Annotated in this window: 17 protein-coding genes; 7 read left to right on the forward strand and 10 right to left on the reverse strand. The window is 43.7% G+C overall.

Annotated features, from left to right (window positions below):
* Positions 1 to 45: 45 nt before the first annotated feature.
* A complete protein-coding gene (locus EIP89_RS09525) occupies positions 46 to 1,299 on the forward strand; it encodes an oligosaccharide flippase family protein (RefSeq protein ID WP_124398450.1) in 1,254 nt (417 codons plus the stop codon).
* Positions 1,296 to 2,225, forward strand: a complete 930-nt coding sequence (locus EIP89_RS09530; RefSeq protein WP_124398451.1) for a glycosyltransferase family 2 protein — start codon at positions 1,296 to 1,298, stop codon at positions 2,223 to 2,225. Before EIP89_RS09525 ends, EIP89_RS09530 begins: the two co-directional genes overlap by 4 nt.
* Here the strand turns inward: EIP89_RS09530 and EIP89_RS09535 are convergent.
* The 5 genes from EIP89_RS09535 to EIP89_RS09555 all read right to left on the reverse strand — a co-directional run bounded on the left by EIP89_RS09535 (position 2,203) and on the right by EIP89_RS09555 (position 8,570).
* Positions 2,203 to 2,814, reverse strand: a complete 612-nt coding sequence (locus EIP89_RS09535; protein WP_124398452.1) for a thioredoxin family protein — start codon at positions 2,812 to 2,814, stop codon at positions 2,203 to 2,205. The two genes, EIP89_RS09530 and EIP89_RS09535, sit on opposite strands and share 23 nt — an antisense overlap.
* Positions 2,811 to 4,058 (reverse strand): ornithine--oxo-acid transaminase, encoded by a 1,248-nt coding sequence (rocD, locus tag EIP89_RS09540; RefSeq protein ID WP_124398453.1) that lies wholly within the window; start codon positions 4,056 to 4,058, stop codon positions 2,811 to 2,813. Before rocD ends, EIP89_RS09535 begins: the two co-directional genes overlap by 4 nt.
* A gap of 83 nt (positions 4,059 to 4,141) precedes the next feature.
* Positions 4,142 to 5,296 carry a PorP/SprF family type IX secretion system membrane protein gene (locus EIP89_RS09545; RefSeq protein ID WP_124398454.1) on the reverse strand — a complete coding sequence of 385 codons (1,155 nt, stop codon included), beginning with the start codon at positions 5,294 to 5,296 and terminating at the stop codon, positions 4,142 to 4,144.
* 103 nt (positions 5,297 to 5,399) lie between these two features.
* Positions 5,400 to 5,747, reverse strand: coding sequence for a hypothetical protein (locus tag EIP89_RS09550; RefSeq protein WP_124398455.1), 348 nt, complete (start codon positions 5,745 to 5,747; stop codon positions 5,400 to 5,402).
* Between the two features lie 57 nt (positions 5,748 to 5,804).
* Positions 5,805 to 8,570, reverse strand: a complete 2,766-nt coding sequence (locus tag EIP89_RS09555; RefSeq protein ID WP_124398456.1) for a T9SS type A sorting domain-containing protein — start codon at positions 8,568 to 8,570, stop codon at positions 5,805 to 5,807.
* A gap of 302 nt (positions 8,571 to 8,872) precedes the next feature.
* Here EIP89_RS09555 and guaB point away from each other — a divergent pair, with 302 nt between their 5' ends.
* The 5 genes from guaB to EIP89_RS09580 are packed head-to-tail and all read left to right on the forward strand — an operon-like array spanning position 8,873 to position 15,622.
* Positions 8,873 to 10,339 carry an IMP dehydrogenase gene (gene guaB / locus EIP89_RS09560; RefSeq protein ID WP_124398457.1) on the forward strand — a complete coding sequence of 489 codons (1,467 nt, stop codon included), beginning with the start codon at positions 8,873 to 8,875 and terminating at the stop codon, positions 10,337 to 10,339.
* Positions 10,340 to 10,388: 49 nt separating this feature from the next.
* A complete protein-coding gene (locus tag EIP89_RS09565; RefSeq protein WP_124398458.1) occupies positions 10,389 to 12,359 on the forward strand; it encodes a peptidylprolyl isomerase in 1,971 nt (656 codons plus the stop codon).
* On the forward strand, positions 12,359 to 13,273 hold the full coding sequence (locus tag EIP89_RS09570) for a hypothetical protein (RefSeq protein WP_124398459.1): 915 nt from the start codon (positions 12,359 to 12,361) through the stop codon (positions 13,271 to 13,273). The genes EIP89_RS09565 and EIP89_RS09570 overlap by 1 nt, the downstream gene beginning before the upstream one ends.
* Positions 13,274 to 13,275: 2 nt before the next feature.
* Entirely contained in the window at positions 13,276 to 14,667 is a 1,392-nt protein-coding gene (locus tag EIP89_RS09575) for a peptidylprolyl isomerase (RefSeq protein WP_124398460.1), read from the forward strand.
* The gene (locus tag EIP89_RS09580) at positions 14,660 to 15,622 is read left to right on the forward strand and encodes an AAA family ATPase (protein ID WP_124398461.1); all 963 of its coding nucleotides are present in this window, start codon (positions 14,660 to 14,662) and stop codon (positions 15,620 to 15,622) included. Before EIP89_RS09575 ends, EIP89_RS09580 begins: the two co-directional genes overlap by 8 nt.
* Positions 15,623 to 15,629: 7 nt before the next feature.
* Here the strand turns inward: EIP89_RS09580 and miaA are convergent, their stop codons facing one another.
* The 5 genes from miaA to carA all read right to left on the reverse strand — a co-directional run bounded on the left by miaA (position 15,630) and on the right by carA (position 21,319).
* Positions 15,630 to 16,553, reverse strand: coding sequence for a tRNA (adenosine(37)-N6)-dimethylallyltransferase MiaA (miaA, locus tag EIP89_RS09585; RefSeq protein ID WP_160160581.1), 924 nt, complete (start codon positions 16,551 to 16,553; stop codon positions 15,630 to 15,632).
* A gap of 22 nt (positions 16,554 to 16,575) precedes the next feature.
* Positions 16,576 to 17,463: a universal stress protein gene (locus EIP89_RS09590; protein WP_124398463.1), complete on the reverse strand. Its 888-nt coding sequence runs from the start codon at positions 17,461 to 17,463 to the stop codon at positions 16,576 to 16,578.
* Positions 17,464 to 17,594: 131 nt separating this feature from the next.
* The gene (locus EIP89_RS09595) at positions 17,595 to 18,905 is read right to left on the reverse strand and encodes a citrate (Si)-synthase, eukaryotic (protein ID WP_124398464.1); all 1,311 of its coding nucleotides are present in this window, start codon (positions 18,903 to 18,905) and stop codon (positions 17,595 to 17,597) included.
* 24 nt (positions 18,906 to 18,929) lie between these two features.
* Entirely contained in the window at positions 18,930 to 20,213 is a 1,284-nt protein-coding gene (gene eno, locus EIP89_RS09600; protein WP_124398465.1) for a phosphopyruvate hydratase, read from the reverse strand.
* On the reverse strand, positions 20,210 to 21,319 hold the full coding sequence (carA, locus tag EIP89_RS09605; protein WP_124398466.1) for a glutamine-hydrolyzing carbamoyl-phosphate synthase small subunit: 1,110 nt from the start codon (positions 21,317 to 21,319) through the stop codon (positions 20,210 to 20,212). Before carA ends, eno begins: the two co-directional genes overlap by 4 nt.
* Between the last annotated feature and the right edge of the window lie 265 nt (positions 21,320 to 21,584).

Below are 21,584 nucleotides of genomic sequence, written 5' to 3' on the forward strand. Positions count from 1 at the left end.
AAAACAACCTCAATCTCCCTCGCCCGACATGGTATCTTTGGCCCCATGTCGGGCGTATTATTTCGCAATTTTTCATATATCACCCTATCTCAAGCGGCTAATTATTTGATTCCGCTTATTACCATTCCTTATATCAGCCGAGTGGTAGGGGTAGAAAAATTTGGCTGGCTCGAATTCTCGTATTCCGTAGTATTGTATTTCATTCAGCTGGTCGAATACAGTTTTGACATCACCGCTACGCGTAGAATGGCAGTAATCAGCCATAATCCCATTTTGGTTTCCAGGCTTTTTAGCACAGTTTTCTGGAGCAAGATGATTTTATGGGCACTTAGCACTGTAATCTTTGGGCTTCTTCTGGCTACAAATACTATTTTTAGAGCATACGCATGGCCCTTATTAGGCTACTATTTCATCACATTTTCTTTTGTTTTGAGTCAAAATTGGTTTTTTCAGGGACTTCAGAAATTGGGAGTTGTAGCTCTTGCAAATGTGGGATTAAAGCTCATCTTTGCTATACTTCTTTTCCTTTTCGTCAAAGCAGAATCAGATTATTATCTGGTAGCTGTAAGTACTACAGTCGGCTATTTATTGGTTTCCATGGTCACATTCTGGTATGCCTTTCGACTCATACCCGAGCTTAGAGTGTATTTTCCGGGCTTCAAGCTGATCATTAGGAACATTAAAAATGGATTTTACATTTTCTCAGCAGGTATGGCCAATAAATTTTATGCACTTTCAGGGATGTATTGGGCTGGAACATTGCTGGGGACTGCTCAACTCGGCCATTTCAGTGCAGCTCACAAACTGTACATGGTAGTACAAAGCATGATGTTTTATCCGGTACAAATGACACTTCTACCCCATCTGTCAAAGAAAATGATGGAAGGTTTTGAAGTTTACAAAAAGACATTTTTCCGGTATTTAAAATGGATTCTGCTTTCTACTTCACTAGTATCTGTTTTACTGTATCTGATGTCGCCATTTGTCTTCAAGGTACTTTTTGGCAAAGATTTTTTGCACGCGCATACTCTATTTGATCTTTTTATTCCTTCATTGATTGCAGGTGTTTTTATAAATCTTATTGTTTATCAAGCCTTTATACATCTGAAGCGCGATGATTTGCACTTTAAAGTGCTAGTGGTATTGATGGTTATATCGATTACAGGTAATTACATCGCAATTAAACACTTTGGAGCCATCGGAGGAGCTGGTTTCCGATCAATCATGGATATGCTTTATGTGTTACTTTCTTGGTGGTGGCTTTTACGAGCTTTCAAACAATATTTGACTAAAGCGTGAATCCTGAAGTATCTGTAATTCTAAGCGTTTACAATGCTCAGCTGTATCTAGCTGAATGTATTGAAAGTGTACTTGCGCAGAGCTATGAAAATTTTGAGTTGTTAATCGTAGATGATGGTTCGACTGACGGCTCTTGGGAAGTTATCGAGGGCTTTTCTGATAAGCGAATTCGGGCATTTCAAATTCAAAACTCCGGGGTAGCAAAGGCTAAAAATTACTTACTTGAAAGAGCTCGTGGTCGCTGGATTGCTGTCATTGATGCTGATGATGTATGGCATCCATTGAAGTTAGAAATTCAGCTCAAATTTCTTGAAAAGCATCCGGAGTATATCCTTGTAGGTTCGTTTGCTCAGATAATCGACAAGGATGGAAATCTTCTTCACATCGAACCCAAAATGACCGACTGGCAAACAATTTCTAAGTTGATTGAGCAGAAAAATCTCTTTACTCACAGCTCAGTGATTTATAGTAGAAATGCTGCTGTGGAATTAGGAGGTTATCGCACTGAAGTGCACCAATATTTGGCTGACTATGAACTAATGAAGGCGTTGTGTCGAAAAGGCAAAGCTGCTAACATACCGGTAGCACTGGTAAAATACCGCATCGTACCCTATTCGGTTACTACGGGTTACGGACAAAAAAGAAAAACAACTTCTGATAAGATTCGCATGGCCAACTACCACTACAGCTTAGCACGCATCCATTTTTTGTATGTGAGAGACTTTAAAAAGTTTTACAAAAACTTGTGGCTCAGCATTTTTGAAAATCCTTTTTTAGGAAAAGCCCATAGGCTTCTCTTAATCAGAGCACTACCGATGGTTGCTAGCATAATGAAGCAAAAAGTGTTGAAAAAAGAAGGTTTTGAATATCTGAAACAATTAGAAAAACCTGAACAATATCTCGCTAGGCTTTCAAAAGATTTCTGATAATGGTTTCAATTTCCAATTTCGTACAGGCACCTTTGTCTTTATTGTACCACATCTGTAGGCCGTGAATGATTTTTTGAACATCGCCGGTCGCTTTTAAGCGAATGTACAGTTCCTGTGCATGTGCCGGTCTCGGACCCCAGGAGGCTAATTCGTTGAGCTGTTCGTCGATAAAAATTACCTTTGGAATGCTTCGGCCTCCATTTGTAAGGTATTCGTCCATTAAGTCAAGGTGCTGATCTCGATAGAGAAAGCGAAGAGACAGGCCATTTTGTAACGAGATGTAATGGAGTACTGGTGAAACATGAGCGGCATCGCCACACCAGCTCTCGGTGAGGGTGAGCATAGTGATTTTTTTATCAACCGAAAAGTCGAAGGCGAATTGTTCAGGATTCAGCGTTTTCAGCCATCGGGTCATCCGTTGGTAGCCCATCTTGGTGTATTCGACGTACTCGGCTGATTGATTTAATCCCGAAGTTTTTGATGCTTTAACCTGCTGTTCCACTTCCTTGAGGTAGTCTTCGAAAGACATGGATGCCTTCAACTTGGCAGCCATCCACTGCTTTCTGTCGGTTTCGAGTTGAATCATTTTTGAAATTCGGTGAAAACTTTACTCAAAATACCACAGGCTTCTCTCATTTGTTCTTCGGTGATAACAAGGGGTGGAGCAAAGCGGATGATATTACCGTGGGTAGGTTTGGCAAGTAGTCCGTGGTCTTTTAGAGCCAAACAGATATTCCAGGCTGTTTTGCTCTGAGGGGTATCGTTTATAACGACTGCATTCAGTAGGCCTTTACCGCGTACAGTTGAGATTAGATCAGGACGGAGGTTTTGTATCTTTTGCATTTCTTCTCTAAAGATGAGGCCCATTCGATAGGCATTTTCTGGCAAGTTTTCTTCGATTACTACATTGAGCGCTGCCATAGCGACGGCACATGCCAGGGGATTGCCCCCAAAAGTGCTGCCATGCTGTCCGGGGCGTATGGTGAGCATCACCTCATCGTCGGCCAGGATCGCAGAAACAGGCATAACACCCCCAGAGAGTGCTTTTCCTAGCACTAAGATGTCGGGTCTAGCCCTTTCATAATCGGTAGCAAGCATTCGACCCGTGCGGCCAATGCCGGTTTGCACTTCATCGGCTATAAAGAGCACTTTGTAATGCGTGCATAACTTGCGAACGCCTGCCAGATAGCCTTCATCGGGTACCACTACCCCAGCCTCGCCTTGAATGGGTTCAACCATAAAAGCAGCGATGTTTGGATTGCTGCTCAGTTCCTTTTCAAGCGCTTCTAAATCGTTGTAAGGAATAATTTTAAAACCAGGCATGTATGGACCAAAGTTGGTGTAGCTCTCCGGATCGGTCGAAGAGCTAATGGCTGCAAGGGTTCTGCCCCAGAAATTGTTTTCGGCAAAGAGAATTACGGCTTGATTTTCTGGAATTTTTTTTATCTCATATGCCCACTTTCGGGCGAGTTTAATGGCCGTTTCACCACCTTCGACGCCAGTGTTCATCGGCAACACACGTTGATAACCGAAGAGCTCGCACATGTATTTTTCATATCTGCCCAAAACACTGTTGTAAAAAGCACGAGAGGTAAGGGTGAGTTTTTGGGCTTGTGCCATGAGCGCATCAATTATTTTTGGATGACAATGTCCTTGATTTACAGCAGAATAAGCAGATAAAAAGTCAAAGTAGCGCTTACCTTCCACATCCCATACAAACACACCTTGTCCTCTATCAAGCACTACCGGGATGGGATGATAGTTGTAAGCTCCATATTTTTTTTCGAGTTCAATGGCTTCGGCTGATGAAAAGGTTGATTCTGTAAGCATTTTATTACTTTATTTAAAATTGCCTCATGACAAAAGTAAAAAACTACAAAGCAGAAATTTCGTGAAAAAAGAACAAACTTTTTTTAAAAATTAAACAGATCAAAAGCCCCTCTTGTTTGTCGGTCGATGAGCAAGCAACGGGCTTGTGCTCTTTTTCGGATGCTGCGCTCGCGACAGAAGTACACATTTTCAAACCGATAAACCAGTCCAAATTCATGTGTTCCGGCGGTATTCTGCGGGCCGAGCGCTGAGAGCACAATGTCGTAGCTGTAGGATAGGGTAAAGCCTGTAAACTGATATCCAATATTGAAGATTAAGGACTCGATACGTCGATCGACGAGTGGATACAGCTCAGAGCGTAAGCCTAAGCCCACAAGCACGTGATCACCGAAATTGGTACTTACATGAACGGCATTGCTGGTAAGTGTGCTTTGCCAATGGCGCACATAGCCGAACGAGAGGTAATGTTGGTTTCGATTGCGATAGGGTGAACTGAGCAAAAAATGAGTAAAAAAGTGGGCAGTGTAGCGAGTAGGGATTCTATGGTCGAGGCCTATCTTGGTTTCACGGGGTCTATTCAGATGGAAACCTGAGAAACCTAGTGAGAAAAAAGAACCCTCGCGTGTGATTTCACCACGAAAGAGGATGCCCGCGGAGAGGTCATGGGTGAGATTAGAGACGTCGTTTCCGATGTTGAGCGCAGTGTTGGGCGATACAATGCCTTGAAAGGGATCGATTTGATCAGAGAAGACTAGCTTTGACCAGTCGATGCGCTTCTGGGCTAGGCCGTACTGAAGGCCGGCGCCTATGAGGTATTTGGCTTTACGCATTTGTCGAAAGGGCCAGTTGCGACCAAAAAAACCAGGGATATTTACAGATACTGCTGTGGCAAAGTCGGTTTTATGATAACCTGCCGTTCCGACAATGTGGTCGAAGAGCCTAAGACCGAAGCCTACGCCCGTAGTAGGGCAACCAATGTCAGCTGTAGCAAGTGTGATGCTATGTGGGCCGGGCAAATTGGTCCATTGCTGACGATTGACCACGCCGATGGTAAGGTCGCGATTTACGCCGGCATAAGCGGGATTGAGATAAAGACGATTGATGTAAAACTGCGAGAGAATGGGGTCTTGAGCTTTAACCGTAAGCCAAGTGATTACCAAAAGTAGCGCTGCTGACGTGTGCCTCCGCATTGCAGAGGTGGCTAAGTGGGTTATTACAATTGCACTACTGAATCTCATGACTGCTTTACCATGCAAAGGAAAGTATATGTACTTCTGTAAAAAGTGGCAAATGGGATAAGCGCATGTATTTTTTTGTAGAGCTTAGCGTTTTTCGCGATTTTCAGAGATGTGTGGCTGAGGAGCTTTGATTGATATGATGTGAGATGATGCTTGAGAGATTGATGGAGATCGGATGCGTTTGGAGGCCGCAGCTGCGTGAGGGATCGAAGCGGATATGAGCTGAAGCGAGTGGGCAATCGGCACCTGGGTGAGGCTGGCTGCCCCTTTGGGCAGACAACGCAGCCCAGATGAAGTGGGCTATAGAAAGCACGGTGTGGTAAGCGGTGACGGAAGTGAGTAGAGCTGGTGGTGAAAAGCTGTAGTGCCGTGCCCACTCGCAAAGCGAATAAGAGCGGAGAGCCCGACCCGAACGACTGAGCGAAGCGAAGGAAGTGAGGGGCACGCCCAAAAAAATAAAAAAAGCCGCCCCCAAAGGGAAGACGGCTTCTGAAAGATTTGGTATAAGTTACTTTTTAACTACACGTGTAGTGTATGTGCCTGATGCTGTGGTAATTCTGAAGACATACACTCCTGCAGGCCAACTTTGAACATTGAGGGAGGCTCTTTCGCTGACAGATAAGGTGGTGATCTTCTGTCCTTGAAGATTGATTACCTCTACCTGAGCGGGCTGAGTAAATTCGATGTTCAGGAGCGATGAGGCGGGGTTAGGATAAATGCGGCCGATTTCGAGGGTGAGCTCTTTTACAGATACTGGATAGTTGCCTGGGCTGCCCACATCGCCGTCGAGTGAAGTGTAAGCACCGTTTACGCCGTTAATGGAAAGACCAGTATTAACGCCAGCTGTATCGAAGTTGAAAGTGAAACCGGGGGTACCGTTGGTCCAGCTTACTTTTTTGACTTCGCGGCCGAGGCTGTCGTAGAGCACTACCATATCAGCAGCTGTGCCTAGGCCAGGGAAACCACCATTGCCTGTAAACTGATCGCGGCAGAGGATCTGCACAGCATTAGCCGGCATTTTCCACATTTGGGCAAATGCGTTTCTATTTGCTTGCAAACCTCCCCATACTACAATGGCTTCATTGGGTGCAATGGTGATACCGTTGGGGAACACGTTGACACCTACGCGCTGCTTGTCGTCGTCCCAAGAGAATCCGTCGAGAGACACTGGAGTGCTGCCGTAATTTTTGATTTCGAACCAGTCAGCGTTAAGGTCAGAGTTGGTACTGATGGAGTTAAACATCACTTCGCTGATGGTGAGTTTTGGCAGTGGAATGTTAATAACCGGAATGAGGTCTTCCTTGTAGCGGGGCTGAATCTGATAGCCGCCTACGAAGGGTGGATTGGTTGAAGTTGTAAACTGGCTTCCATGACCTCTTAGGTGGAAGGTGCCCACTGGAGCAGGTTCGTTGTTGAGAGTAGTCCACTGGTTAATGCGGAGGAGGAAGGTGTCGGTACCATTGGTTACCAAAACGTTAAGGCCTGTAGTACTTGGTGTTTGCCACTGGGTAGGGTCTACGAGGGTTAGGTTTTGGAGTTCAATGATTCTACCTTCTTCGTTTTCACCCACTTGAGTGACAATTGCCGGGGATGGGAGTGAATTGCCTGTAGATAGGATGGTCAGTGAGTCGGGCTCAAACTGGAAAAGGCCTCTGAACTGTGTAACCTTACCGACGAGACGAAGCCGCTGACCTTCAATGGGCACAAAAGAACCTAAAGTCGGACCGACCCTACGCACCATGCAGCCTGCAGTATTGCTGTCGTTTACCAGCCAAAACTGGGCACCTTGCTGGGTGGGACTAAGGAGGTTTCCACCTGAAACGATTCCTTCGATTCGGCAGTACACGTTCAGCGAATCGAGTACACCTTGCGCGTTGACACTCCGAAGCTGTGCGATATTATAAGTAGGAATAACCGCGGGAGGAGGGGGCGGGGGTGTAGAGGTGGTAATATCAGATGCTCTTCGCGGTTGAATTTGATAGCCTGCGGTAAAGGGAGAGGAATTGTCAAACTGATTGCCGTGGCCTATAACATTGAAAAATCCTGTGGGCTGTGGTGTACCTGAGGCAGTAGTATTTCCGTTGATGCGCAAGATGAATGTATCGTTTACGGTATTGTACACGCTGGCGTTGAAGGAGCCCGAAGAGTTCCAAGTAGTACCTGTTACGAGACGAAGGCTATCGATGCGAATCAAACGACCTTCGGTAGCTTCGTTTGGTTTGGTTACCGTGGCGGGATTGGGAAGAGGATTGTTTTGTGACAATACGATTATGGTATCAACTGAAAACTGTATCAGTCCATTAAATTGACTTACAGCACCAGTAATTCTTAGAAAATCGCCTTCTGTCACCGTATAGGAGTTATAGTTAATCTGGCGTACAAGTAAACCTGCATCGTTATTTGGGCTTATCAACCAGAATTCTACCCCACCTTGTGAAGGTGTTCTCAAATTGCCACCTGAAACGAGGCCTTCGATGCGGCAAGCAACATTCAGTGAATCTGCCACGCCGTTGGCATTTACACCTTTGAGGGCTGAAATGGGATAGATAGGCAATCCTGAACTGGCCTGCGGAGTGCTGGTGATGGTAATGTCATCTAATCTGACGCGCGGACGAGAACCACCTGCTCCTGCAGCTGATTGGTAGTACACCCAGCGCACCTGTACGAGGGGTTGATTGTTGCAGGCTGCTGGCAAAGTAGCCGTGATGATGGCAGAGTCGCCTGCTACAGTAGAAGTGGTATAAAAGGCATTGCCTGGTACATTGATGAAGTTAGAAGTAGTATCGAGGCGATACTGCAATCTCAATCTGAATACGCGTGGATTGCTGGCATTGCCGTTTCCATCACCAGGTGTGGCTGTTTGTGCTTTGAAGGTAATGGTGATGTTTTCTCTGCCCAGAGCATTCAGAGCAGCCACAGCACTGCCTACATAACGTGTATTAGAAGCAGTGCCACTTGCGCAATTGTCCCAAAGAGGTGAGCTAGTAGCCTGGAAGAAAATTCCACTGTCGCCACCGCCATTGATGCGGTTACGAGATGTCAGGTTGTAGGCACAATTCCACACACCAGTTCCTGGAGCCGTACTGTCGTATGAGGCCGATGTAGGATCGGTACTGAAGTAGAACAACATGTTGTTTGGAAAGGTACCTACTGGAGCTGAAGCAGCCCATTGATTGAAGGTATAACTACCGGTACTTAGGTTAAAGGGAGTGGGTTGCTGAGCTATTAGCCCGAGGGTGACCAGTGAAGAGAACGCAAGCAGAATTTTTTTCATATTAAAAAATTTTCCACAAAGTACATCATAAAAAGGCAGATACTTGAATTAATTAACAATAAGATAAAAGAAGAAGGCCAATCTTAATTGTTTATTAAGATTTTTTAACACTGATTTTCACATATTTAATATTTCAAAGGGACATTCCAATCCGTAGGTTATTTACCTGAATACTTCTTGATTAGAAGAGATTAAAAAACCAATCGTCTCAAACGATTTAAAACAAAGTTAATCGAAGACAAGTGCCCATAAGAACGCCTTAAAAACAGTACATTTGTGCGCAACTTTATCAGTTGCAGTTTATGGACTTAGGTAAAATCTTGTACGAGGGCTATACATACGACGACGTTCTCCTCGTACCAGCCTATTCAGAAGTACTTCCTAGAGAAGTTGACATCACAACGCGATTCACACGAAACATAGAGCTAAAAATACCGATCATCAGTGCCGCTATGGACACTGTGACCGAATCATCAATGGCCATTGCAATTGCACAAGAAGGTGGTATAGGTGTGCTGCATAAAAACATGACCATAGAGCAGCAAGCCATCGAAGTGCGCAAAGTGAAGCGAGCCGAGAGTGGTATGATCGTAGATCCGGTTACGCTGCGCCCTGATGCTACTGTGCTCGAGGCTAAAAAAATCATGAGCGAGTACAAAATTGGCGGCATACCCATCGTAGATGAAAACAAGCACTTGATTGGTATTTTAACCAACAGGGATCTTCGCTTTGAAAACGACGATTCGAAGACGGTAGGCGAAGTGATGACCCGCGATAGGCTTGTAACCGCCGGCGAAAACACTAGCCTGCAAGAAGCCGAATCAATCTTGCAATACCATAAAATCGAAAAACTTCCGATTGTAAATCAGGAGGGAGTGTTGGTAGGACTCATCACCTACCGCGATGTAAACAAACTGAAGGTTAAACCCAACTCTTGTAAAGACAAGCTCGGCCGTCTGCGCGTAGCCGCAGCTGTAGGTGTTACTCCCGATATACTCGAGCGCGTAGACGCGCTAGTTGCCTCTTTTGTCGATGCCATCGTGATCGATACAGCCCATGGACATTCGAAAGGCGTAGTTGAAGCGTTGAAAAAAGTTAAATCAAAATATCCTGAACTGGATGTGGTAGTCGGCAACATTGCAACCCCTGAAGCGGCCCGCTATTTGGTAAATGCAGGCGCTGATGCAGTGAAAGTGGGCATTGGTCCAGGTTCAATCTGTACTACACGCGTCGTGGCAGGTGTGGGATTTCCACAGCTAAGCGCTGTGATGTACGTGGCTGAAAGCATTGCTGATACAGATGTGCCCGTAATAGCCGACGGTGGCATCCGATATACAGGCGATATAGTAAAAGCTCTGGCAGCAGGGGCTGATTCTGTGATGCTTGGCTCCATGCTGGCCGGTACCAAAGAGGCCCCTGGCGAAACCATCATTTACGAAGGCAGAAAGTATAAAACCTACCGGGGCATGGGATCCATCGAAGCCATGCAATCCGGCTCTAAAGACCGCTACTTTCAAGACGTAGAAGACGACGTAAAAAAATTAGTACCTGAAGGCATCGTCGGTCAAGTACCCTACAAGGGAGAAGTTTCAGAAGTAGTCTATCAATTTATAGGCGGCCTGCGTGCAGGAATGGGCTATTGTGGAGCCAAAAACATCGACACTCTGAAAAAAACCGCCCGCTTTGTGCGAATTACTCAAGCCGGCGTCACAGAGAGTCATCCGCACAATGTGATCATTACCCGCGAAGCTCCCAACTACAGCCGATAAGAAAGCCATCGTTCTATATTTGCCAAAACTAAAACTTAAAAGCAAAAAGATGACAAAAAAGCACCTTACAACAGTACTCTTGTTTGTAAGTTTCACATTTTCTGCACTTTCACAAAAAAATACTTCAAACGTTCTCTTTACAATAGACAATAAGCCGGTTTATGCGGATGAATTTTTAGCCATCTATCGCAAAAACAGGGATATAGGTCAGCAACTCGACCCAAAGAGCCCTGAGGAATACCTCAGGATGTACATCGACTTCAAACTCAAAGTAAAAGAAGCACGCGCTCAAGGGCTTGATACCTCAGAAAACTACCGAAACGAGTTCAACAGCTACAGAGCTTCTCTGGCCAAGCCGTACTTTGTAGATAATACCGTAAACGAAGCTCTGGTACAAGAGGCCTATCAACGAATGCAAAAGGACGTGCGAGCTGGTCACATCATGCTCGAACTCCCCCAAAACGCCGGACCTTCTGATACACTGAAGGTGTACAACGAAATCATGAAGCTTCGCCAGGATATATTAGCAGGTAAAATCTCTTTTGAAGAAGCTGCTCAAAAGTATTCTAAAGACACCTACAGCGCACGCCAAGGGGGCGATTTGGGTTTTTTTACCGTGTTTAACATGGTCTATCCCTTCGAATCAGCTGCCTACAACACCCCCATTGGTCAAATATCTATGCCCATTCGCACGCAGTTTGGCTACCACCTCGTAAAAAAATACGAGGAACGCCCGGCCCGAGGTCAAGTAGAAGTCGCTCACATTATGATCAGTGTGCCACAAAATGCTGACTCTGCCAAAGTAGCCGAGGCCGAGAAGAAAATCTATGAAATTTTCGAGCGAATCAAGAGTTTTGAGTCTTTTGAAGCGCTGGCTCGTCAATATTCCGACGACAAAGCTTCAGGCAGAAACGGAGGAAAATTGCCCCCCTTTGGTATCAATGTTATGGTAAAAGAGTTTGAAGACAAAGCCTTCAGCCTCAACGTACCTTCGTCATATACCGAGCCCTTCCGAACGCAGTACGGATTTCACATTGTTCAGTTAATTAAAAAGTACCCCATTCCCTCTTTCGAAGAGGCAAGAAAAGAATTAGAAGTAAAAATCCAACGCGATGGAAGAGGTAACCTAAGCCGTGAAGCTGTACTCGAGCGGCTGAAAAGGGAAAACAATTACCAAGAATATCCCAAAAACATAAATGCTATTGCCAAGTTTCTTAAGCCCGCCTATTTGAAAAACGAATGGAATCCTGAGAATTACGACCGCAAAATGAAAAAGCCAATTTTCACTTTTGCGGGCAAAACATTTAAGCAATCAGACCTCATTGATTTCATGCTTTTAAACCAGGCACAAGATGCTAAAAGCGAGACCCTTGAAAGAGAAGTTTGGAAAAATTTTCACCGATTTGTTGAAACCTACATATTCTCTTACGAAGACAGCCGTTTAGAAGAAAAATATCCGGAGTTTAGATATCTGGTAAATGAATATCGCGATGGAATTCTGCTGTTTGAAATTATGGAAAAAGAGGTATGGGGAAAAGCTATAAAAGACAGCTTAGGGTTACATGAATTCTTTAAAAATAATCAATCGAAATATCAGTGGAAAGAGCGCATGCGTGCCACCATTGTGAAAGTAACTACCGATGCTGTAGCAAAACAAGTAGAAAGGGATCTAAAGCGCAACATTTCTGTGGACACAATTGCAGCACGATTTAATAAAGTAAATCCACTTGAAATAAGCTTCGAAAGAGGACTTTTCGAAAAAGGAACTAATCAGCTTATTGACAATGTTTGGGGTAAAAAAGGGTTGAATAAACTTGCTAACAAAGAAGATGACCGTACCGTATTTGTTATCGTCCAAGAATATCTTCCAGCTGGCCCTAAAACCTTTGAAGAAACACGTGGAATAGTTATAACAGATTACCAAAATCATTTAGAAAAAGTGTGGCTTGAATTTTTGAGAAAAAAATACAATGTAACCCTTAATCAAGAGGTTTTTGATTCTATCGTCAAAGAACTTTAATGTATAACAAAAGGCACCAAATTATTATTCGAATTCTACAGGCTGTGATGTTCTTAACCATCACAGCCTGTTCCTATTTTAATAAACCAGAAAGTAAGGATGAGTCAACTAACAATCAAAAGGCAATAGCTCGTTACAAGGACCAATATTTGTATCTAAGCGACATTTCAGAATCACTTGCCAATGCCGAGAATAAAAACGATAGTCTGGAAATCATCCAGCGAATGGCGCAAAATTGGCTAAGAAACAAGGTGCTCATCGACAAGGCATTATTAAACCTGGGGGATGAAATCAAAAAGTTTGAGAAACAAATTGAGGACTACAGAAGAGATTTAATAATCTACGCGTATGAGCAGGCATACATCACCCAAAATCTAGATACAAATGTATCAACAGCAGAAATTTCAGAATATTATCTAAACAACAAGAACAATTACCAATTGCGGGAGAATATAGTAGTATGTGATTACGCCATCTTTCCTTTGTCAACACCCAAAATTTTAGAAATTAAAAAGAATTTTTTTCAAGCTAAATCAAAAAAAGAGACAGCAGCTCTAGAAGAGGCGGCATTGAAATATGCAAGAGCATATTCAAGAGGCGATACAAATTGGTATAATTTTTCTGAAATTATGAAAATTATTCCCTTTGCCTCCGAAGCTCTTTTGTCAACCTCAGGCCCAAAACAACTCACATTCGAAGACGAGAAATTTCTTTACCTGCTCAATATAAAACAGATACGCTCAAAAGACTCACCTGCACCGCTCGAATACGTATCTGAATACATCAGAAATACCATTTTGAATACGAGAAAATTGGAATTACTCCGTCAGCTTGAAGAAAATCTTATGAAACAAGCATTAGATCAGAAAAATATAGAAATTTACGTTAAAGAAAAATCGAAACAAAAAGAATAAAAATGAGAATTTTTCTAAAAAAATTACGGGATATCAAGATATTTCTGTCGATCGCTTATGCATTGAGCCTAATACAGCCCTTGTATGCACAAGAGAATAAGAAGGTAATCGATGGTGTAGCTGCAGTTGTAGGCAGTCGCATCATCTTAAAAAGTGAAATTGAGGCAAGCCTCGAAAATCTCGTACGACAAGGTCAAATGGAAAATACTTTGAAAGACATGTGCAAAGTATTTGAAGATCTGTTGCTAGAAAAACTACTCGTCCATCAAGCTGAAATCGACTCTGTAGTGGTGACAGATGAAGAGGTAGATGCCAACATCGAACGTCGCATACAGATGATCGTGCAGCAAATCGGCTCAGTTCAAAAGCTAGAAGAGTTTTACAAAAAGTCGATCATCGAGATTAAAGAAGAGATGAGCGAATTGATCAAAGACCAAATGACTGCTGAAAAGATGCAGCGCAAAATCACTGAAAAAATTGAAGTAACTCCCTCAGAAATTCTTGAATACTTTAATTCCATACCCCCCGATAGCCTGCCCATCGTGAATGCTGAGGTGGAATTTTCGCAGATCGTGCTCTATCCTAAAATCAGAAAAGAAGCAAAACAAGAAGCCATCGACAAGCTCAAACGCCTGAAAGAGCGTATCGAACGGGGCTCTTCATTTGCCTCTATGGCTGTTCTCTATTCCGAAGACCCCGGCTCAGCTAAAAATGGCGGTGAATACAGAGGTATTAAAAGAGGACAATTTGTAAAGGAATTCGAAGCAGTAGCATTTAATCTTCGCAAGGGCGAAATCTCCGATCCGTTTGAAACAGAATACGGCTTTCACATCGTTCAACTTCTAGCCCGTAGAGGTGAAGAACTCGACTTGCGCCACATCTTGATAAAACCTAAAATCGACGATGAAGATCTGGAAGAAACAAGTAGGAAATTGGACTCCATCCGAACCCTCATCGTCGAAGGGGTTATCAACTTTGAAACAGCCGCCGAGCGCTTTAGTATGGATGATAACACACGCTACAACCGCGGCCTGGTGGTAAATCCTTATACCCTTGACCCCGCTTGGGAAATTGGAAACCTTGAACGCGACGTATTCACTGTAATTCAAAATTTAAAACCTGGTCAGATTTCTGAACCTGTATTCTTTCGCAAGCCCGATGGAAAGGAGGGATTTCGCATCATTCGCTTGAATAAGCGCACAGAGGCTCATAAAATCAACCTTCAAGACGATTATAACAAGATTAAGCAGCTTGCGCTAATGGACAAGCAAAACAAAGTGTTGAGAAATTGGATTGAGAAAAAACTCCAAAGTACTTACGTAAGGCTAAATCACAATTACTACAATTGCACTTTTACGAATAGTTGGATTAAAAACTTGGCCCAGAATGAGTGAACCCAGGGAAATTCAAGAAGCAAAAGCTCTAATCGAAAAATTTAAAGATCTCAAGAAAGAAATTTCAAAAATTATAATAGGTCAAGATGAGGTGGTCGAACAGCTGCTCATCAGCATCATGAGTCAAGGCCACTCTCTGCTGGTAGGCGTTCCTGGTTTGGCTAAGACCTTACTCATCAATACACTGGCTAAGAGCCTCGGCCTTCAATTCAACAGAATACAATTTACTCCCGACCTGATGCCCTCTGACATCATTGGCGCAGAAATACTTGATGAAAACAGAAAGTTTAAATTCATTCCTGGGCCGATATTCGCCAATGTGATTTTGGCCGACGAAATCAACCGTACCCCTCCCAAAACACAAGCTGCCCTACTCGAAGCTATGCAAGAGAAGGCTGTAACCGCAGCAGGACATCGATATAAGTTGCCTTTGCCATTTTTTGTGTTGGCCACACAAAATCCGATTGAACAAGAAGGAACCTATCCTCTGCCAGAAGCGCAATTAGACCGCTTTATGTTTAACATCGTGCTTGACTACCCGAGTAGAAAGGAAGAAATCGAAATCGTAAAACGCACAACGTCAGATGTATCGCCCGAAGTGAATGTGGTTTTTACGGAAGACAATATCTGGAAGGCCTCAAGCATCATTCGTCAATTACCCGTAACGGATGTGATTTACGAATACGCCATCGACTTAGTGCGCAGAACGCGACCTAGCGATAGCAAGGCTCCCGAAATCACACGAAAATTTCTCAATTGGGGTGCCGGTCCAAGAGCCTCGCAGTATCTGGTGATGGCTGCAAAGGCTTACGCGTTCATTCATGGAAAATTCACCCCTGATGTAGATGATGTGCAGAAAATGGCCTTGCCGGTGCTTCGTCATCGCATAGTACGCAACTACCAAGCCGAAGCCGAAGGTCTCAGCACTGACGATATCATTAAAAAACTTTACTAATCATTACTCAAAAAGATCGCTGCCCTCCAGTAGCATCTAAGTCTAACGCCTCAAGCACCTCATTTTCTCGGGGAATTTTTGAAAACCAATGCATTCCATGCACCCTGTTGTACCAGGTGATTTGCCTGCGGGCATATTGCCGGGTGTGAATGATAATTTGCTCAATGCACTGGTCGCGAGTGTATTTGCCGTCGAGCATATCAAAAACTTCCCGGCAGCCAACAGTTTGCAGCGCTTGCAAGTTCTTGTAAGGATGTAGAGGTTCAACCTCTTCAAATAGGCCGTTTTTAACCATTTCACCCACGCGCCATTCGATGGCTTTGTGTAATTCTGCTCTATCTGGATTGAGGCCCAGATAGAATATTCTATAGTTTTTCTGGGTCTTAACTTTCTTATTTAAATAAAACGAAAAGGGCATACCAGTGTGATAATATACTTCTAATGCCCTTGTAAGCCTCCTTGGGTTTGATAAGTCAACTTTTTCGTAATACAAGGGATCAACTTCTTTTAGCAGCGATTGTAATGCCTCAATACCACCTTTTTCGTAAATGCTATTAATCTGATTTCTAACCTCAACGGGTACATGTGGTACATCATCAAAGCCTTCAAGCCAAGCTTTTGCATATAATCCGCTACCGCCCACTGCTATGCAAAAATCAGATTTTTGAAAAATATCGTGAAGCCTAACTTCAGCCAGGTCTGAAAAATCAGAAGCATTAAGTGGCTGATGAATACTTCTGAAGCCTATAAAATGATGTTGTGCTTGAGCTAATTCTTGCTCGGTTGGCTGGGCTGTGGCTATGGGAATTTCTTTGTAAAACTGTCTTGAATCGTAAGAAAGGATTTCGGTTTGAAAAAACTGGGCCAGCTGTATGGCAAATTTAGTTTTGCCTGAGGCAGTTGGCCCACCGATTACGATCAGATGTTTCAAATCTGATAGCAGTTTACAGCAATTAAGAACCTATTATGCCGCCGTAAATGTCTCTTCTGGGCGTAATAGCCAATACGGGTATTTCAGAATAATAAAGTACTTTTTGAACTTCAGTGCCGAGTAATACAGTGGCAATGTCGGGTTCTTCTCCCTCCTCCGTTATGGCGAGAATATCTCCTCCGTTTTTGTAGGTAAATTCAAAAAGCTCATCGATTTTTTTACTTTCAGAATCCACCGCTTTAAAGTGGATTTCGTGCTTGATGCCTGCGTCAGTAAATACCTGATCGAGCTGTTTGAGAATAGCGAGCAGACGCGCTTTTTCTTCATCGTTTACAAAAAATCCGATAAGAGCCACGGTGGCATCAAATAAGCGTGCAAAGTGAATGACTGTCGGCGTTTTTTCTCTTGACTTGATATCGGTATAAACGGGAAAGATGATTTTTTTTACCGTTTCTGGGTTGTTAACCCCTTTTACTACTAATACTGGTGGTTTAACAGCTGTTACCGTGCGATAGGCATTTGAACCAATAAATTTCTTTTTAAAATTGGAAGGTCGCCCATTGGTTCCCATCACCACGAGATCAGCATCGATCAGTTCAGTGGTTTTGGCTATTTCTTCATATACTGTGCCTTTGGCAATCAAGTACTCAACTTCGAGGCCTGAATTGTTGCGCGTTTCGATAGCGAGCTGCTGAAGTTTTTCCTCTACTGTGGCGCGAACTTTTTCATCTGATTCGCTGCCATCGCCCAAAAGTCGGCTCAACAGGCTTGACTCTTCAATAACGCTGAGTAAATAAAGTCTGGCATTCATTGCCTTACCAAAAATGATGGCCTGCTGAAGGGCTAACAGGCTTTGCTCTGAAAATCCGATGGGAACCAGTATTTTGCTTTGGTGAGACGAGGTACTCATAGTTTTCTTAAATTCTTTTGGCTGCAAGTTAGGCAATTCGCATATAAACCAAATAATTATTCTAAAATTCTAAAAATTTAGACAAAAAAAATCCCACAGCGCGCTGTGGGATTTTAACAATTACAATTCGATTATTTGGCATATTTCTGCATGAGAATGTCAGTAGTGGTGGAGCCTGGGCGCTCAATGGGAAAGCCGAGAGCTCTGTCCCAAATGAGGCTTGCCATAGTGCCGAGTGCTCTTGATACACCGAAGAGTACTGTGTAGAAATCATATTCTACCAGGCCGTAATACATGAGCAGCTGTCCTGAGTGTGCATCTACATTAGGCCATGGGTTTTTAACCTTGCCAGTAGCCTCGAGGATTTCAGGTACTACCTCATAAATGCGAGAAATCAACAAGAACATTGGGTCGTGTGGCATATGTTCCAAAGCGAATTCACGCTGAGCCATGTAGCGTGGGTCAGTTTTGCGCAGTACTGCGTGGCCAAAGCCCGGAACTACCTTGCCTTCGGTAAGCGTCTTCTTAACGTATTCGGCGATTTCCTCTTTTGATGGGAGGCCACCACCTAATTCCTTCTTCATATCGAGCACCCAGCGGATCACTTCCTGATTTGCTAAGCCGTGCAGGGGACCTGCTAAACCAGCCATACCTGCAGCAAAGGCAAGATAGGGATCGCTCAGAGCTGAACCCACCAGGCGAATAGCGTGTGCTGACACATTACCACCTTCGTGATCAGCGTGAATGGTGAGGTACAAGCGCATCAGCTCGTAGAATTCAGGATTGTCAAAACCCAGCATGTGCGCGAAGTTGGCTGAGTAGTCTAAGCGCGGATCTGGTTCGATATGATCGCCATTGCGATAGGTACGGCGGTAGATGTAAGCAGCTACGCGTGGCAAGCGAGCGATGAGGTTCATTGCATCCTCATACACGGGATCCCAGTAGTCCTTTTTGCTGATGCCTTGGCGATAGGCTTTTTGAAATTCTGACTCAGTGCGAAGAGCCGTAATACCAGCAATAAATTGCGTCATTGGGTGCGCATGCTGAGGCAAAGAGTCAATTACCTTAAAGACATGTGGAGGCACCTGAGCCCGACGAACCCAGTTGTTGCTCATTCGGCGCACAGCGTCATCATCAGGTAGCTCGTCCATCAACAGCAGGTAGAAAAGTCCTTCAGGCAGTGGCTGCTTGCCACCCGGATACTTTGGCAATTTTTCTTGAATTTCGGGGATGGAGTACCCTCTGAATCGAATTCCCTCCTCTGGATCGAGCTTTGAAGTTTCGTATATCAATCCGGTGATACCCCTCATGCCTTGGTATACCTGAGCTATGGTGTATTCACCCATTTTTTGGTCGCCATATTGAGCCACAAAATCTTTTACCTTCTTGTTGTATGGCTCGATTTTGCTTCGAAAGTGCTCTTTGAGTTTATCAGTAATCATTTGGTTAGTGAATTAAGGGGGTTATTAAAATTTAAAAGCCTTTTTGCCAGGATAATATGCTGTATCGCCCAAATATTCTTCGATGCGAAGAAGTTGGTTGTACTTGGCGATGCGATCACTTCTCGATGCTGAGCCGGTTTTTATTTGACCAGAGTTTAGGGCAACTGCCAAATCGGCTATAGTGGAATCTTCGGTTTCACCACTGCGGTGGCTGATTACGCTGGTATATCCGGCTCTGTGTGCCATATCGACAGCTGCAATGGTTTCGGTAAGTGTTCCTATTTGATTGACTTTTATTAAAATGGAATTGGCGATGTTTTGTTCGATGCCTTTCGACAATCTTTTTACGTTGGTAACGAAAAGGTCGTCGCCTACTAGCTGAACTTGGTGCCCAAGTTCTTGAGTGAGTAGCTTCCATCCATCCCAATCGTCTTCAGCCAAAGCATCTTCAAGAGAGATTATAGGATATTTTTGAATCCATTTTTTCCAATATTCGACCATTTCTGCTGCCGTCATTTTCTGTTTTGACGATTTTTTGAATACATACATTCCTGTGGATTCGTCGTAGAGCTCTGAGGCCGCTGCGTCCATAGCGATAAATATGTCCTCTCCGGGGCGATATCCGGCAACTTCTATGGCTTGCAGTACAGTTTCGATGGCTTCTTCGTTGCTTTGTATGTTGGGGGCGAAGCCTCCCTCGTCGCCCACATTGGTGGAGTATCCCTTTTTCTTTAAAACGGATTTGAGGTGATGAAACACTTCTACACCCATTCTCAATCCTTCAGAGAATGTGGGAGCCCCAACCGGCATAATCATAAACTCTTGAAAATCAATGGAATTGTCCGCATGTGCTCCTCCATTCAGAATATTCATCATCGGTACGGGCAGAGTGCGAGCTGATACTCCACCGATGTATTGATGTAAAGGCAATCCAGTAAACTCAGCAGCTGCCTTAGCAGCAGCCAACGAAACTGCCAAAATAGAGTTAGCTCCCAGATTGCTTTTATTTTCCGTACCATCGAGGTCGATCATGGCCTGGTCGAGGGCTGTTTGATCAAGTACATCCATCCCTACTAAAGCCTCTGCGATTTTTTCAATGTTTTCTACTGCTTTCGTAACCCCTTTACCAAGGTAGTATTTTTTATCTCCATCGCGTAGTTCTACAGCTTCGTGTATTCCAGTAGATGCGCCAGAAGGAACAGCTGCTCTTCCCATTTCACCCGTCTCTAGCCAAACTTCGGCCTCTACGGTCGGATTACCTCTGGAGTCGAGTATTTGACGCCCATTAATTGCGGTGATGATACTCATGATTTGTATTGTTTTAAAAGATTAACAAATTCATCAAAAAGATAGCGGCTGTCATGCGGACCAGGCGCCGATTCTGGGTGATATTGCACCGAAAAAACAGGTTTGTCTTTGAATTTGATGCCTGCCACCGTGTTATCATTGAGGTGATTATGTGTCAAAAGTATCGAGCCATCAGTGGGTAAAGACTGACTTTTTACAGCAAATCCATGGTTTTGTGATGTAATTTCACCCTTACCCGTTGAATTGTTTATCACTGGATGATTGATGCCTCGATGCCCGTGATGCATTTTAAAAGTCTCAAGGCCCTGTGATAATCCGATGATTTGATGACCTAAGCAAATGCCAAAGACAGGTTTGCCTAAGTCAATGACTTTTTTTACCAACTCCGCTGTATGTGGCATGGCAGCTGGATCTCCAGGACCGTTGGAGAAGAAGTACCCGTCACAAGGCCAAGAAGCAAATTCTTCAAAAGAGGTATTAAGTGGATAGACTTTTACATACACATCTCTTTCTGCCAAGCATCTGAGAATGTTTTGCTTTATTCCCATATCTAAGGCAGCTACTTTGTAAGTTGCTGCCGGATTACCGTAATAATAGGGATCTGAACAGGTTACCTTTGAAGAAAGTTCTAAGCCGGCCATCGATGGCACTGACATAGCCTTCTTTTTTAATTCTTCGAGATTGGAAATGTCAGTAGAAACCACTGCATTTTGAGCTCCAAAGTCGCGAATGTGCTGTACTAATGCGCGTGTATCGACGCCAGCTATTGCAATAGTTTTGTGCTTCTTAAAGAACTCTTTTAGCTCTTGATCCATCGCCGGGCGTGATCCTCGATTTGTGAAATTTCGACAGATTAGTCCGTTGATCTTCAAACTATCCGACTCACTTTCTTCTTCCCTTACCCCGTAGTTTCCTATATGAACTGAGGCCATTACCATGAGCTGACCGTAATAAGAGGGATCTGTAAAGATTTCTTGATAGCCGGTCATTCCGGTATTAAAACAGAGTTCTCCTGAAGTTTCACCTTCAATTCCGACAGAACGACCAAAAAATACAGTGCCGTCTTCGAGTACTACTGCGGCTGTGGGTTTTACGGATGAAATCATTTTATTGTTGTTGGACAAATTTATACTTGGATTACTTGCTTATGCGAGGTTCTTAAAAAACTGTTAGTTGGTAAAAACATTATTAAATTTTTTTTGACAAATAGTAATGTGCGACGATTATGTTCGCATAAAGCAAAAAAAAAAGAAGGTGTCCAAAAAGTAAAGGACGCCTTCTTTTTTATTTTGATAAAACCCTTAATTGAAGTAAATTAGAGCCATCATAGACATTTTAAGTGAGGCGAGTAGTCTTTAAACAGCAACCCGG

The organism is Thermaurantimonas aggregans, from assembly GCF_003851885.1.
Taxonomy (GTDB): domain Bacteria; phylum Bacteroidota; class Bacteroidia; order Flavobacteriales; family Schleiferiaceae; genus Thermaurantimonas; species Thermaurantimonas aggregans.

Coding starts and splice junctions, on each gene's coding strand:
- eno (WP_124398465.1), bottom strand. CDS start 20,213: ATGAGTATCATCACCGCAATTAATGGGCGTCAAATACTCGACTCCAGA.
- EIP89_RS09575 (WP_124398460.1), top strand. CDS start 13,276: ATGAGAATTTTTCTAAAAAAATTACGGGATATCAAGATATTTCTGTCG.
- EIP89_RS09525 (WP_124398450.1), top strand. CDS start 46: ATGTCGGGCGTATTATTTCGCAATTTTTCATATATCACCCTATCTCAA.
- EIP89_RS09545 (WP_124398454.1), bottom strand. CDS start 5,296: ATGAGATTCAGTAGTGCAATTGTAATAACCCACTTAGCCACCTCTGCA.
- EIP89_RS09565 (WP_124398458.1), top strand. CDS start 10,389: ATGACAAAAAAGCACCTTACAACAGTACTCTTGTTTGTAAGTTTCACA.
- rocD (WP_124398453.1), bottom strand. CDS start 4,058: ATGCTTACAGAATCAACCTTTTCATCAGCCGAAGCCATTGAACTCGAA.
- EIP89_RS09580 (WP_124398461.1), top strand. CDS start 14,660: ATGAGTGAACCCAGGGAAATTCAAGAAGCAAAAGCTCTAATCGAAAAA.
- EIP89_RS09570 (WP_124398459.1), top strand. CDS start 12,359: ATGTATAACAAAAGGCACCAAATTATTATTCGAATTCTACAGGCTGTG.
- EIP89_RS09595 (WP_124398464.1), bottom strand. CDS start 18,905: ATGATTACTGATAAACTCAAAGAGCACTTTCGAAGCAAAATCGAGCCA.
- EIP89_RS09535 (WP_124398452.1), bottom strand. CDS start 2,814: ATGATTCAACTCGAAACCGACAGAAAGCAGTGGATGGCTGCCAAGTTG.
- EIP89_RS09555 (WP_124398456.1), bottom strand. CDS start 8,570: ATGAAAAAAATTCTGCTTGCGTTCTCTTCACTGGTCACCCTCGGGCTA.
- guaB (WP_124398457.1), top strand. CDS start 8,873: ATGGACTTAGGTAAAATCTTGTACGAGGGCTATACATACGACGACGTT.
- carA (WP_124398466.1), bottom strand. CDS start 21,319: ATGATTTCATCCGTAAAACCCACAGCCGCAGTAGTACTCGAAGACGGC.
- EIP89_RS09590 (WP_124398463.1), bottom strand. CDS start 17,463: ATGAGTACCTCGTCTCACCAAAGCAAAATACTGGTTCCCATCGGATTT.